At 71.1% G+C, this 13,116-nt stretch carries 14 protein-coding genes; 6 read left to right on the top strand and 8 right to left on the bottom strand.

Features of this window, described 5'->3' with window-relative positions; all coding sequences use genetic code 11:
• Nucleotides 1-124: 124 nt before the first annotated feature.
• Nucleotides 125-1,495: an NAD(P)-binding protein gene (locus tag AC1DWJ_RS04615; RefSeq protein ID WP_477620096.1), complete on the top strand. Its 1,371-nt coding sequence runs from the start codon at nt 125-127 to the stop codon at nt 1,493-1,495.
• A gap of 27 nt (nt 1,496-1,522) precedes the next feature.
• Here the strand turns inward: AC1DWJ_RS04615 and AC1DWJ_RS04610 are convergent, their stop codons facing one another.
• Nucleotides 1,523-2,533 carry an NAD(P)-dependent alcohol dehydrogenase gene (locus AC1DWJ_RS04610; protein WP_477620365.1) on the bottom strand — a complete coding sequence of 337 codons (1,011 nt, stop codon included), beginning with the start codon at nt 2,531-2,533 and terminating at the stop codon, nt 1,523-1,525.
• 83 nt (nt 2,534-2,616) lie between these two features.
• Here AC1DWJ_RS04610 and AC1DWJ_RS04605 point away from each other — a divergent pair, with 83 nt between their 5' ends.
• The 3 genes from AC1DWJ_RS04605 (at nt 2,617) to AC1DWJ_RS04595 (ending at nt 4,879) form a co-directional block, all read left to right on the top strand.
• Nucleotides 2,617-3,552 (top strand): patatin-like phospholipase family protein, encoded by a 936-nt coding sequence (locus tag AC1DWJ_RS04605; protein WP_477620095.1) that lies wholly within the window; start codon nt 2,617-2,619, stop codon nt 3,550-3,552.
• Nucleotides 3,553-3,640: 88 nt separating this feature from the next.
• A complete protein-coding gene (locus tag AC1DWJ_RS04600; protein WP_477620094.1) occupies nt 3,641-4,177 on the top strand; it encodes a GNAT family N-acetyltransferase in 537 nt (178 codons plus the stop codon).
• A 147-nt stretch (nt 4,178-4,324) separates the two neighbouring features.
• Nucleotides 4,325-4,879 (top strand): hypothetical protein, encoded by a 555-nt coding sequence (locus tag AC1DWJ_RS04595; RefSeq protein ID WP_457254270.1) that lies wholly within the window; start codon nt 4,325-4,327, stop codon nt 4,877-4,879.
• Here the strand turns inward: AC1DWJ_RS04595 and AC1DWJ_RS04590 are convergent.
• A complete protein-coding gene (locus tag AC1DWJ_RS04590) occupies nt 4,876-5,511 on the bottom strand; it encodes an FMN-binding negative transcriptional regulator (protein ID WP_477620093.1) in 636 nt (211 codons plus the stop codon). The two genes, AC1DWJ_RS04595 and AC1DWJ_RS04590, sit on opposite strands and share 4 nt — an antisense overlap.
• Before the next feature lie 4 nt (nt 5,512-5,515).
• Nucleotides 5,516-6,517, bottom strand: coding sequence for a DMT family transporter (locus AC1DWJ_RS04585; protein WP_477620092.1), 1,002 nt, complete (start codon nt 6,515-6,517; stop codon nt 5,516-5,518).
• Here AC1DWJ_RS04585 and AC1DWJ_RS04580 point away from each other — a divergent pair.
• The gene (locus AC1DWJ_RS04580; RefSeq protein WP_477620091.1) at nt 6,516-7,934 is read left to right on the top strand and encodes an aminotransferase-like domain-containing protein; all 1,419 of its coding nucleotides are present in this window, start codon (nt 6,516-6,518) and stop codon (nt 7,932-7,934) included. The two genes, AC1DWJ_RS04585 and AC1DWJ_RS04580, sit on opposite strands and share 2 nt — an antisense overlap.
• 9 nt (nt 7,935-7,943) lie before the next feature.
• Here AC1DWJ_RS04580 and AC1DWJ_RS04575 read toward each other — a convergent pair whose 3' ends face one another.
• Genes AC1DWJ_RS04575 through AC1DWJ_RS04565 form a run of 3 tightly spaced genes read right to left on the bottom strand, consistent with a single transcriptional unit; the run spans nt 7,944 to nt 9,469 of the window.
• Nucleotides 7,944-8,135 (bottom strand): hypothetical protein, encoded by a 192-nt coding sequence (locus AC1DWJ_RS04575; protein WP_457254275.1) that lies wholly within the window; start codon nt 8,133-8,135, stop codon nt 7,944-7,946.
• Between the two features lie 60 nt (nt 8,136-8,195).
• On the bottom strand, nt 8,196-8,894 hold the full coding sequence (locus tag AC1DWJ_RS04570; protein ID WP_457254276.1) for a nucleoside/nucleotide kinase family protein: 699 nt from the start codon (nt 8,892-8,894) through the stop codon (nt 8,196-8,198).
• Nucleotides 8,891-9,469: a DUF6584 family protein gene (locus AC1DWJ_RS04565; RefSeq protein ID WP_457254277.1), complete on the bottom strand. Its 579-nt coding sequence runs from the start codon at nt 9,467-9,469 to the stop codon at nt 8,891-8,893. The genes AC1DWJ_RS04570 and AC1DWJ_RS04565 overlap by 4 nt, the downstream gene beginning before the upstream one ends.
• 226 nt (nt 9,470-9,695) lie before the next feature.
• Between AC1DWJ_RS04565 and AC1DWJ_RS04560 the strand changes: the two genes are divergently transcribed.
• The gene (locus tag AC1DWJ_RS04560; protein ID WP_457254278.1) at nt 9,696-11,570 is read left to right on the top strand and encodes an acyl-CoA dehydrogenase; all 1,875 of its coding nucleotides are present in this window, start codon (nt 9,696-9,698) and stop codon (nt 11,568-11,570) included.
• A 213-nt stretch (nt 11,571-11,783) separates the two neighbouring features.
• Here the strand turns inward: AC1DWJ_RS04560 and AC1DWJ_RS04555 are convergent, their stop codons facing one another.
• Nucleotides 11,784-12,557 (bottom strand): CHAP domain-containing protein, encoded by a 774-nt coding sequence (locus AC1DWJ_RS04555; protein ID WP_457254280.1) that lies wholly within the window; start codon nt 12,555-12,557, stop codon nt 11,784-11,786.
• A gap of 253 nt (nt 12,558-12,810) precedes the next feature.
• Nucleotides 12,811-13,080, bottom strand: a complete 270-nt coding sequence (locus AC1DWJ_RS04550) for a DUF6458 family protein (RefSeq protein ID WP_457254281.1) — start codon at nt 13,078-13,080, stop codon at nt 12,811-12,813.
• Between the last annotated feature and the right edge of the window lie 36 nt (nt 13,081-13,116).

Raw genomic sequence — 13,116 nt, 5'->3', positions numbered from 1 at the left:
CGGCCCTCGACGGCCCTCGACGGATCCTCGACGGTCCTCGACCGACCGTGACCTGATCCTCGGCCCGAACGCCTCATGCATCTGCAGCATGGACGAGCGCGCCGCGCGGTGACAGCGTGGGGGCATGACGCGCATCGTCGAAGCCGACTACCTCGTCGTGGGGGCCGGCGCCATGGGCATGGCTTTCACGGATGCGCTGGTCGACCACGCCGACGTCCGCGTCGCCCTGGTCGACCGGCGCCACGGCGTCAGCGGCCACTGGCTCGCTGCATACCCCTTCGTTCGACTGCACCAGTCCTCCGCCTTCTACGGGGTCGCCTCGACCCTGCTCGGCGGCGGCCAGCTGCAGCAGCGCGGCCCGGAGAAGGGACTGCAGGAGCGAGCCAGCCAACCGGAGATCTGCGCCTACTACGCCAGGGTCCTCGACCGCCTCGTCGACACCGGCCGCGTCGAGTTCTTCCCCAACAGCGAGTATGCCGGTGACCGCACCTTCACCTCGCGCATCTCGGGCGAGCGGTTCGAGATCAGTCCCGAGTGCCGGGTGGTCGACGCCCGCTACCTGGCCCCGAGCATCCCGGCCGAGAAGGCAGCCCCGTTCGGGGTCGCCGACGACGTGCGGCTCGTCCCCGTCAACGAGTTGGCGCAGCTCGACGAGGCACCGCGCCAGTACGTCGTCGTGGGGGCCGGCAAGACCGCCACCGACGCCTGCATCTGGCTGCTCTCGCGGGGCGTGGACCCTGACTCGATCTGCTGGGTGCGCGCGCGCGAACCGTGGATGTACAACCGGGCGCTGATCCAGCCCGACCCGGCGATCTTCCTGAGCGCGAGTGCCGACATCGTGGAGGCCGCGGTGGGCGCCGAGACCCTCGACGAGGTGATGCTGCGGCTCGAGGAGCGCGGCGTCGTGTTGCGGATCGACCGCACCGTCACGCCGACGATGGCCAAGACGCCGACGCTCGCCACCTGGGAGCTCGACCAGCTGCGCACCCTCGAGAACGTCGTGCGGCTCGGGCACATCCAGACCGTCGACCGCGGGAAGCTCACCTTCGCCGACGGGTCGGTGGCCATCGACAAGGACGCCCTCGTCGTGCACTGCGCTGCCGACGGCCTCAAGTACCCGGGACGCGTGCCCGTCTGGCGCCCCGAGGTGATCACGCTCCAGGCGATCCGGGCCGGCTTCCCCTCCTTCGGTGCGGCCGTGACCGGATACATCGAGGCGACCCGCGACGACGACGACGAGAAGAACCGGATCTGCGCTCCCTCGGTCTACGGGAACTCGTTGCAGGAGTGGGCCCGGATGATCGTCTTCGGCAGTCGCAACGCTGCCGCCTACACCGCCGAACCCGACATCAAGGAGTGGGCCACGGGGGTCGCCCTCAACCCGGCGCGCACGCCTCCCGGCTATGCCGCGTCGCAGGCCCTCGACGACGCGACCGAGCGACTCGCGAAGTGCGGTCCACCCGGGCTCGCCCGGCTCGCGGAGCTGATGGAGTAGGCGTCAGTCCGAGCGCGAGCCAGTCAGTCAGTCCCCGGGCCGGATCATGACCTTGATCGAGGTCGGGTCGGTGCGTCCGGCAGTGAGAGCGGCTTCGACGTCGTCGAGCCCGTGGTGCCCGGTGACCATGGAGTCGAGGTCCACCCGACCCGAGGCGGCCAGCTGGATGGCGATCGGCCAGGTGTTGGCGTAGCGGAAGGCGCCGGTGATGGTGAGCTCGCGGTCCTGCACGTAGGACAGCGGTAGCTCGACCTTGTCGCCACCCATCCCGACCAGCGCCACGCGTCCGGCGCGCGCCACGACCGACACCGCGTCCCAGGTGGCTCGCGCGTTGCCCGAACACTCGAGCAGCACGTCGGGCTCGATGCCGGCCTCGGCCAGCGAGGTCGCGCTGACGTCGATCGCGCGGAGGCCGAGCTTCTCGGCGAGGGCGAGGCGGTGTGGATTCACGTCCGTCACGGCGACGGCATCCGCCCCATACGCCCGGGCCGTCTGGGCGGCGATCAGGCCGATCGGACCCGCACCGGTGACGAGGACAGTGCTGCCCGGGGCGACCCGCGCCCGCAGGCACGCCCAGATGCCGACGGACAGTGGTTCCAGCAGGCCCGCCGCGTCGTCGCTGATGGTGTCGGGCACGGCATACACGAACGACGCGGGCACCGCGACGAACTGCGCGAACGCCCCGTCGTAGGGGGGCGTCGCGAAGAACTTCACGTCGGGGCACAGGTTGTAGCGCCCGGCCAGGCACTGCGTGCAGTTGCGACAGGGCACACCCGGCTCGATCGACACCCGCTGGCCGACGCTCAACGAGGTGACGCCCGCCCCGACCGCGGCCACGACCCCGCCCGCCTCGTGCCCGAGGACCAACGGGGAGTCCACGACGTAGGGACCGATCCGGCCGTGTTCGTAGTAGTGCACGTCGGAGCCACAGACCCCGACCGACCCGACTTCGACCAGCACCTCGTCGTCGCCCGGCACCGGGACCTCGCGCTCCTCCACGCCCACGCGCCCGACCCCGCTCAGCACGCTCACCCGCATCGTTGTCACGCTGAATCCTCCAGACTGCTACACCTGAGCGGCACACGCTTCCTTGGACTCAGACGTTAGCCTCGGCGTCAACCATGGACACCACGCCTGCTCACTCGCGAGACGCCGGCCCGCTCGGCGATCGGGCCCTGGTCCTCGCCGGCGGCGGGGCGGCCGGCAACGCCTGGGAGCTCGGCCTCGTCGCCGGCCTCGCCGAGGCGGGCGTCAACCTGGTGGACGCCGACCTCATCGTCGGCACCTCGGCCGGCTCGACCGTGGCCGCCCAGATCACGAGTGGCACCAGCCCGACAGACCTGTATGCCGCCGTCGTCGCGCAGGCGCCTCGGCCGCGCGTCAGCGACGCCCGGCCAGGCGAGGGCCGGCCTGGCGACGGTCGGACTGACCGACGACCCGGTCCGGGGGCCGCGGGTCAGCGCTACGTGGACTGGTCGAACGCGATCATCGCCGCTGCCTCGGACCCGACCGACCTGCGGCGCCGGATGGGAGCCGCGGCCCTGGAGAAGGACGACGGCTCCCAGGCGCGCTGGCGCGACCTCGTCGCGGCTCGGCTCCCCAGTCACGGGTGGCCCGAGCAGAGGGTGCTCATCACCGCAGTCGATGCGCGCACCGGCGCGCCGGTCGTGTTCGACCGCGACAGCGGGATCGACCTCGTCGACGCGGTGGCCGCCAGCACCGGCAACGGCTACCCGATCGGGGACGAGCGCTACCTTAACGGCGGCTACCGACGCAGCGAGAACGCAGACCTGGCAATGGGATTCGCCCGGGTGCTGGTGCTCTCGCCCTTCGGCGGCCGGACCCGGATGCCGCTCGAGTGGCGGATGGACCTCGCCAGCCAGGTCGACGACCTCCGCGCCGGAGGCAGCCGGGTCGAGACCGTCTTCCCCGACGCCGGCGCCGGTGATGTGTTCGACGCCAACGCACTGGATCCGGCCACCCGACTACAGGCCGCGCGCGGCGGACACGAGCAGGGCCAGGCGCTGGCGGAGCACCTCGCGGCCTTCTGGCACTGACCGTCGCCTGGCACGGCCCCCTCCACCACCCGACGGGCATGGCACACAATGGACCGTGCCCAGAGAGCTCGCCGACGTCGAATGGCCCGTGTCCACAGCCCGACTGACGCTTCGGAGGGCAACGGTCGACGACGCGGATGCCGTGCTCTCCTATCGCAGCTCGTCGCTGGTGACCGAGTGGCTCGGCGAGCCGCCGGAGGACTTCCACGAGCGGTTCGTCGCACCCGAGCGACTCGACCTGTTGCTCGTCATCGAGCGTGAGGGAGCGGTCATCGGCGACCTCATGGTCAAGATCGGAGACGTGTGGTCACCCCCGCAGCTGGCGTCGCAGGCGAAGGGAGTCCAGGCCGAGCTCGGATGGGCCCTGCGACCGGAGGAGACAGGGAGGGGCTACGCGACCGAAGCGGTAGAGGCCGCACTCCGGATCTGCTTCGAGGACCTGGGCCTCCATCGCGTGACCGCGGACTGCTTCGTGGGCAACGCCCCCTCCTACCGGCTGATGGAGCGAGTCGGGATGCGACGGGAACAGCACGCCGTCAAGGACGCCCTGCATCCGTCCGGTGAGTGGATGGACGGCTACCTCTATGCCCTGTTGGCCGAGGAGTGGCGCGTCCGCCACCCTTGACCGCGGACCGGGGCAGGGTCATCGTCTGAGTGGTCGGAGCAGGGAACCGCACTCCGCAGGACGGGAGGCCCGAGGACCTCGGCAGCACTGGGCGCCTCTCCTTTCCTGACCTTCCTTCAGGTGGGCAACGGGAGTTCAATCGTCGGCATGGAGACGCTCATAGCGGTGCTCGGAACCCTTGCGGGTACGGCCTTCGGTGCCATTGCCACCTTCGTCACACAACGCGCCAGCTTCGCCAGGGAGTCAACGGAACGTCTGCGCGAGACCCGACGGGTCCAATACGTGGAGTTCATGGCCAAGAGCCACGACGTGTTCCTGGCGATCCGCACGCTTGCAGCAGCTGGGCGACAGCGAGGGTTCGCAACGGAGGGCGAGCGTCTCGACATGCGTGGCGTGCCCGCCGCGGAAGGCCAGAAGGCGCTTGAAGAGCTGCGCCTCGTCTGCGATGACGAGGTCGCGGCGCGCGCCGCGGACCTGTGGCTCCACCTCCGAAAGGAGCACATCCCCCGCGGAGCCAAGCACAACCACGTGGACTTCAATGAATGGAGCACCCGCTATTGGGCGCTGCGGCGGGAGTTGATCAACACGTGCCGAGCTGAGGCCGGGATGCAGTCGCTCGACTGGGAGAAGGCCTCCGTGGCGGGTCGGGAGCCCGGCAAGGCTGACCAGTCGTCGACGCTGACCGACGAGGACGACCGCTAGACCGGCGGAACGACCCCGCCGGTGCGCATCTGCTCCGCGACGGCGTGCGCGTCTGACGAATCCTCCGCCAGCAGCCCGGTGACGACGCCGGCGCGGTCGGCGTCTGACCGGTTCTGGCTGAGCTTGGCCTTGGCCTGCACGCGCTCCACCGCGAACTCGACCCCGACGATCGCACGCAGCTGCCCGCGGATGTACTTCTCCGGGGCGTCCGTGCGGTGCCACGGCGCCTCGCGATGCCCTTCGTGCTGCTCGACCAGCTCGTCGAGCGCGCCCTGCAGCCAGTCGACGTCGTCGTGCACGGTCGCGCGTCCGGCCAGCTGCACGACCGAGTAGTTCCACGTCGGCACGACCCTGCCGTGCTCCGCCTTGGCCGCGTACCAGGTCGGCGAGATGTAGGCCTGCGGCCCGGTGACCACGAGCAGCGCGGGCTGGTCGTCGGCGATCGCCTTCCAGTGCTCGTTGGCCCTGGCGAAGTGGGCGATGACGGTGTCGTCGCGCCAGACCACCGGCAGCAGCGTCGCCAGCGGGTAGCCGTCGGGACCGGTCGTGATGAGCTGCGCCGAGCCGAGCTGCGCGACCATCGCGCGGACCGCCCGCTCGTCGTCGAGGGCGTTGAAGTGCGGCACGTACATGGCGTCAGTCTCCTCTCGATGCCGCCGGCGTCACCGCGATCTCTGCCGCCGCCGCCGCCGACGTCGTCGCCGCACGCGGCAGCGTCGGTATGCCGAGTCGCACCCGCACCGCCGCGCCGGCACACCCGATCACGACCAGTCCTCCGACGACCGTGGTCCAGGTCAGCGCCTCGCCCAACAGCAGTGCGGCCCACGAGATGGAGAGCACCGGCTGGACGAGCTGGACCTGGCTCACGTGGGCCATCGGGCCGATCGCGAGTCCGTGGTACCAGGCGAAGAATCCGAGGAACATGCTGACGACCCCGAGGTAGGCGAAGGCCGCCCACTGCACGGCCGTCGCCGAGGGTGCCTCGTGCGCAACGGAGAGGCTGGCCAGGAGGACCATCAGCGGCGCGCAGAGGACGAGCGCCCACGACACGGTCTGCCAGGCGCCGAGCTCGCGGGCGAGTAGCCCGCCCTCCGCGTAGCCGATGGCAGCGGCCACCACCGCCCCGAAGAGCAGCAGGTCCGACCAGCGCAGCTGGCCCAGGCCTCCCCACTGGGCCGACGCGAAAACCATCGCGGCGAGCGCCCCCACCCCCGCGATGACCCAGAACGACACGGGCGGCCGCTCGTGCCCGCGCAGCACGGCCATGGTGGCGGTGGCCGCCGGCAACAGGGCGATCACGACGGCGCCATGGCTCGCGGGAGCGGTGGTCAGCGCATACGACGTCAGCAACGGGAAGCCGATGACGACCCCGGCACCCACGATCGCGAGCCGCGCCCACTGCCGGCCACGCGGCATACGTTGGCGGGTGGCGGCGAGCGCAGCGGCGGCGAGGACGGCAGCGACGACGGCGCGACCGGAGCCGATGAAGAGCGGCGACAGACCGCCGACCGCCACGCGCGTGAAGGGCACGGTGAAGGAGAAGGCTGCTACTCCGACCAGGCCCCACCAGAGGCCGGCCGAGGCACCCGCGGGTAGCACCCGCGGTGGAGAGAGAGTAGCGCTACTATGCTGCGTCATGACCGACGATAGCAGTTCGCGGATTGCGGCGTCACTCCGCGACTGGATCGCGGACGCTTCGCCGGGCGCCCGGCTGCCCTCCACCCGTGCCCTCGTGGCGCGGCACCAGGCCAGCCCGGTCACCGTCCAGCGGGCGCTGCGCGAGCTGACCACGCAGGGGCTGGTCGAGAGCCGGCCCGGGGTGGGGACCTTCGTGCGAGCCGTCCGGACGGCTCGACCCTCCGACTACGGCTGGCAGACCGCGGCCCTGCGAGCGCCCCAGTCGCGCACCCCGGCTGTCTCGACCGCGATGCGCAGCGCGGCCAACGACGTCATCGCCCTGCACTCCGGCTACCCGGATCGCGAGCTCCTGCCCGAGCGGCTGGTGCGCTCGGCCCTCACCCGCGCGGTGCGCGGCGACACGACGCTGTCGAGGCCGCCGGTCGCAGGGCTGCCCGACCTCCAGTCGTGGTTCGCCCGCGAGCTCGGGGCGGCGAGCCCGGTCGGCGTCACGCCTCCCTCGCCGAGCGACGTCATCGTGCTGCCCGGCAGCCAGAGCGGACTGAGCTCGCTCTTCCGCGCGCTCGTCGCCGCCGGACAGCCCGTCCTCATGGAGTCGCCGACCTACTGGGGCGCGATCACCGCCGCCGCCCAGGCCGGCGTGCGCGTCGTGCCGGTGCCGTCGGGGCCCGACGGGCCGGACCCCGACGAGCTCGCGCGAGCCTTCGAGGAGAGCGGTGCCCGCGTCTTCTACGGACAGCCCAACTACGCGAACCCGACCGGCGCACAGTGGTCGGTCGAGCGCGCGGAAGAGGTGCTCGAGGTGGTGCGCGACCACGGGGCGTTCCTCGTCGAGGACGACTGGGCCCACGACTTCGGCATCACCTCGACACCCAGACCTGTTGCAGCGCAGGATGATTCGGGCCATGTCATCTACCTGCGGTCACTCACCAAGAGCGTCTCCCCGGCCCTCCGAATCGCCGCCGTCATCGCCCGCGGCCCGGCGCGCGAGCGCATCCTCGCCGACCGGGGCGCCGACTCGATGTACGTCAGCGGCCTGCTCCAGGCCGCCTCGCTCGACGTCGTCACCCAACCCGCCTGGCAGACCCACCTGCGCAGCGTGCGGGAGCAGCTCAGGGCCCGTCGCGACCTGCTGCTCGACAGCCTCCACACCCACGCCCCGCAGGCCCACGTCGAACAGGTGCCGCGGGGTGGTCTCAACCTCTGGGCCCGCCTGCCGGACGGCACCGACCTGGCCGAGCTCGTGACCCGCTGCGAGCGCGCCGGACTGCTCATCGCGCCGGGCACCGAGTGGTTCCCGGCCGAGCCCGCCGGGCCGTTCCTGCGGCTCAACTACAGCGGCCCCAACCCCAGCGCCTTCCCCGACGCCGCGCGGATCCTGGGCGAAGCCCTCTCGCAGGGGTCACCCGATGCGTGAGCCCTCAGGTCAGGCGGAGCGGCGCAGGGCTGCCACGGCGGGCAGGTCGTCGAGCGCCGAGAAGACCGCGGTGTCGCAGACCGTGCAGCAGAACCCACCGGGCAGCTCGTCGACGACCGGCACGAGGATGCGCTCGCCCAGGCACTCGTCGCACCAGGCCTGGACTGCGTGGAGCAGCAGCACGTCCGAGAGGTGGTCCATGCCCCGAGCGTGACACGGGGCACCGACAGGGCGAAGGACCCACGCCGCACGCGCGCGGTGCTAGTCGAACCGGCCGGTGACCACGAACGGAGCGGCGAGATCGGTGTTGTCGACGACCAGGTCGGCCCGCGTCCACGGGGAACGCTGCTCGAAGTAGGTGCGCTGGGCCCCGACATAGCGCTGCATGGAGGGGTCCTCGGGGTCGGGTGAGGTGCCGTCGCGCTCCGCCATCCGCGCGGCCGTCTCCTCGAACGGCACGTCCAGCCAGATCGCGAACTCGAAGCACCCCTCCAGCTCGGCTCGCTGCAGGAACAACCCGTCGACCAGCACCACCGAGCCGGCCGGCGCGCGGGACACCGGACCGGTCAGCACCTCGTCGGTCTCGAGGTCGTGCCCCCGCGGCCGGTACTCGCGCGAGCCACCCGGCCCGAGCGGCTCGAGCACCTCGGCCCGCAGGCGCGGGTAGTCGTAGGAGTCGAGCCAGAAGCCTTCCGGGGAGGTGCGGCCGCGCGCGTAGCGGAGCTCGCGCACCTGGTGCCAGTCGTCGGCGCTGACCCGCACGACCGAGCGACCCCGGGCGGACAGCTCCGCCGCGAGCTCGTCCGCGAAGACCGTCTTGCCCGACCCGTCGACCCCGTCGACCGCCACCCGCACGCAGTCCTCCCCCACCGCGGCGGGCACGGAGTCGGCCACCTGCGCGACCACGGCCGGGCGCACCAGCGGCGGACCTCCCACGCTGACCGACGGCTCGCCGCTCACCCGGGCACCAGCCAGCCGAGCACGGTGACGAGGCCGATCACGGCGCAGGCCACGAACAGGACTCCCAGCGCGAGCGCGATGACCGTCGCCGCGTCGGTGCCGCCGTCACCGGAGTCGTCTCCGGAACCTGGGTGCGCCTGGCCCGCCCGCGCCTGGCCCGCCTGGGTCTGACCGGCCGCCCCGCCTGATCCCCCCGAGCTGCCAACCTGCTCGGCGCGGCGACGCAGCGCGTCCACCCGCTTGTTGCCCTCGAGCTCGCGCACCGAACGCGGCAGGCTGCTCCACATCTGCGCGAAGTGGTCGCCGTGCCGCTCGCGCCACGCCTCGACCGACTCGTCGACGTCCTTGCCGCGCCGGCTCGTGCCGAACCACGCCGCACCCGCCGCCGGCAGGTCGCGCATCGCGTAGCTGACCTCGCCCAGCAGCTCCAGCGCCTCCGCGTCGTACTCCGCGGCGAGGTGGCCGACCAGCCGCTCGCGCGCCTTCCACTCCCGACCTGCTGCCAGGTCGGCGCGGGCGCGCTGCACGGCGCCACTGGACGGGCTCGCGGGCTGCTCCTGCGGTTCCTCGCTCACCCTCGTGAGTATGCCGCGTGGCCCCCCACCGGCGCCCGGGCACCTCCCGCGCGCCCGCGGCATACCCGATCGCCCTGCTCGTGGTGGTCCGTTTGGTGGGGAATCCCACAAGGGACTTGATTTCGTTACTCGCGAGTAGCACCATGGAAGTTACCGGCCAGTACGGACTGGCGGTGCACGACGAACGCCCGACACAACGACGTTTCAAGACGTGGAGGTGCCCGCGATGGGCCACTACAAGAGCAACCTGCGCGACCTGGAGTTCAACCTCTTCGAGGTCTTCGGCCGCGGTGAGGTGCTGGGTCAGGGCCACTACTCGGAGGTGGACCAGGACACCGCCCGCGAGATGCTCAAGGAGGTGTCCCGCCTCGCCGAGCACGAGCTGGCCGAGTCCTTCTCGGACGCCGACCGCAACCCCCCCGTCTACGACCCCCAGACCTACTCGGTGACCATGCCCGAGTCGTTCAAGAAGAGCTACCAGGCCTACGTCGACTCCGGCTTCTGGAGCGTCGACGTGCCCGCCGAGCTCGACGGCACCGTCGCCCCGCCCAGCCTCAAGTGGGCCATGAACGAGATGGTGCTCGGCGCCAACCCGGCGATCGCGATGTTCGCGGCCTCCTACTCGTTCGCGAACCTGCTCCACATCCTCGGCAACGACGAGCAGAAGAAGCTCGCCCACTGGATCGTGGCGAAGGGCTGGCACTGCACGATGGTGCTGACCGAGCCCGACGCCGGCTCCGATGTGGGCGCGGGTCGCACCAAGGCCACCCAGAACGCCGACGGCACCTGGAACGTCACGGGCGTCAAGCGGTTCATCACCTCCGGTGAGTCCGACCTGACCGACAACGTCATCCACTTCGTGCTGGCCCGCCCCGAGGGTGCCGGTCCGGGCACCAAGGGACTGTCGCTCTTCATCGTCCCCAAGTTCCAGATCGACCTCGAGACCGGCGAGCTCGGTGAGCGCAACGGTGCCAACGTCACCAACCTCGAGCACAAGATGGGCCTCAAGGTCTCCACCACGTGCGAGATCACGTTCGGCGACAAGGCGCCCGCGGTCGGCACCCTGCTCGGCGACACGCACGACGGCATCGCCCAGATGTTCCGCGTCATCGAGCACGCGCGGATGCTGGTGGGCACCAAGGCGATCTCGACCCTGTCGACGGCCTACCTCAACGCGCTCGACTACGCCAAGGAGCGGGTCCAGGGCGCCGACCTGACGCAGCAGACCGACAAGGCCGCGCCCCGCGTCACCATCACGCACCACCCCGACGTGCGTCGTTCGCTGATGACCCAGAAGGCGTATGCCGAGGGCCTGCGCGCGCTGGTGATGTACACAGCGACGCAGCAGGACACCGTCCACCAGGCCTTCCTCGAGTCCGGCTCCGAGGAGATCGCCGCCGACACCCCGGCCGAGATGGCCAACCGGGTCAACGACCTGCTGCTCCCCATCGTCAAGGGCGTCGGCTCCGAGCGCGCCTGGGTGCTGCTCGGCACCGAGTCGCTCCAGACGCTCGGCGGTTCGGGCTTCCTGCAGGAGTACCCGATCGAGCAGTACATCCGCGACGCCAAGATCGACACCCTCTACGAGGGCACGACCGCGATCCAGGGCCTCGACTTCTTCTTCCGCAAGATCATCCGCGACAAGGCCCAGGCCCTCTCGCACGTGGCCATGCAGGTGCAGGAGTTCGCCAAGGACCTCGGTGCCAACGGCGGCCGCCTCGACACCGAGCGCGAGCTGCTCGGCAAGGGTCTCGAGGACGTCCAGGGCATCCTCGGCTACATGGTCGGCGAGCTGATGAAGTCCGACCCGCGGCAGGAGGGTGGCGACGTCACCAACCTCTACAAGGTCGGCCAGAACACCTCCCGCCTCCTGCTGTCCGCCGGCGACCTCGTCATCGGCTGGCTGCTCCTGCGCCAGGCCTCCGTGGCCGCAAAGGCCCTCGAGGGCGACGTCTCCGCGAAGGACCGCGACTTCTACGAGGGCAAGATCGCCGCGGCGTCGTTCTTCGCGCGGAACGTCCTCCCGAAGATCGCGGCGGAGCGCCAGATCGCGGAGTCGACCGACAACGCGCTGATGGACGTGCCCGAGTCCGCGTTCTGACGCGTCACCCACCCCACCACGCGGGTATGCCGGGTGGTCCCGGCACGACCGAAGGGCTGGCTTCCCCTGGAAGCCAGCCCTTCGGCATACCGCGCTCTGCGTCTGGTCAGAGTTGTGGTCCCGCCCTCCCCTCCGGGGACGAGCGCACGTACCTGGTTCGGATCAGCGCGCCAAACGGATGTCCCGCTACCGCGGGCTGATCCGGATGTCCCGCTACCGCGAGAAGCGGATGAAGTCGCTGAACTGCTCGCTGCCGGTGCCGCGGGTGGCGCGGCGGTAGCTGTAGGTGTCGGAGCGCACGTGGTTGTACTCCTCCACCATGAAGCTGCCGTCGCTGTTGACCTTGGCGACGTAGGCGACGTGGCCCCAGGTGCCGCTGCTGCGGACCGCGATGTCACCGACCTTCGGGGTGGAGTAGACCGGGATGCCGGCAGCGCGGGCGGCGTTGTCCCAGTGCTCGGCGTTGCCCCAGTGCTGGCCCTTGTAGGAGTTGGAGAAGGCGACCCCGAGGTTGTGGCGCACCCGCCAGGCGGCGAAGGAGGTGCACTGGCCCTTGTAGAAGTTCCACGGGTCGACGCCCGAGGTGGCACCGCGGTAGGGGTAGTCGTCCTTGATCGCGCCGGTCGGGGCCGGGGTGCTGCCGCCGCACTTCGGGGCGACGAAGCCGTCCCGTCCGGTGTAGACGTAGGCGTCCGAGACGTAGCGGCCGGTGCCGATCTTGTCCCAGATGTTCGAGGTGCCGTAGGTGCCCTTCACGGTCGTGCCGTAGGTCTGGCAGCTGATGGTGACCCTGGTGCCCTTGGCGATCGTCGTCACGGCCTGGTAGCCGGTACCCGGGCCGGAGCGGACCGTGAGGGTGGCACCGCTCGTCCGGATGGTGCCCGTGGCCGCGTCGGCGATGGCCGCGCCGCCGGCGACGACGGAGAGGCCGAGGGCCCCTGCGACGGCCAGACGGACCGGCTTCTGGCTGAGGTTGAGTGTGCGCATTGCGTTCTCCTGCTTCGTGTTTCGGATCCGCCCGTCCCCTGGTGGAACCGGCTGCTGATCACGAAGGTAGGAACGGGCGGCACCCGCGTCGATGGGGAGGACTACCCGCCAGGGCCGCTCAGGCACGGGTCAGCGCAGGGGAGCTCTCCCCTCGGGTCGACGTGGCCCCCGGACATGCGACAGAGCGGGCCGGGTGGTCCCGGCCCGCCCTGGGCGGAGGCAGCGCGTGGCTGCCGTGCGGTGGTGCGTGAGGTCAGACGCGAGGGTCGCGGTCCACCTCGACCTCGTCGACCTGCGTGCCGGTGGCCGGGTCGGTGTGGCTGACCCGGCGGGACGAGTAGCCGCCGCCGGCCACGCCGCGACGGTTCGTCATGACGAGCGACAGCAGGATCGCGAGAACGCCGGCGATCATGCAGATCCAGCCGATCGTCTGGAGGTCGACCCCGCCGACCGAGGACGCGTCGATGGCGAAGGTGAGGATCGCGCCGACGACGATCAGGAAGATGCCGAGTCCGATGTACATGCTTCACTCCTGGGGGATTGCGGGCACTGGTCGCCC

The organism is Pedococcus sp. P2_D7, from assembly GCF_056404295.1.
This window is presented reverse-complemented; position numbering and strand designations above follow the sequence as displayed.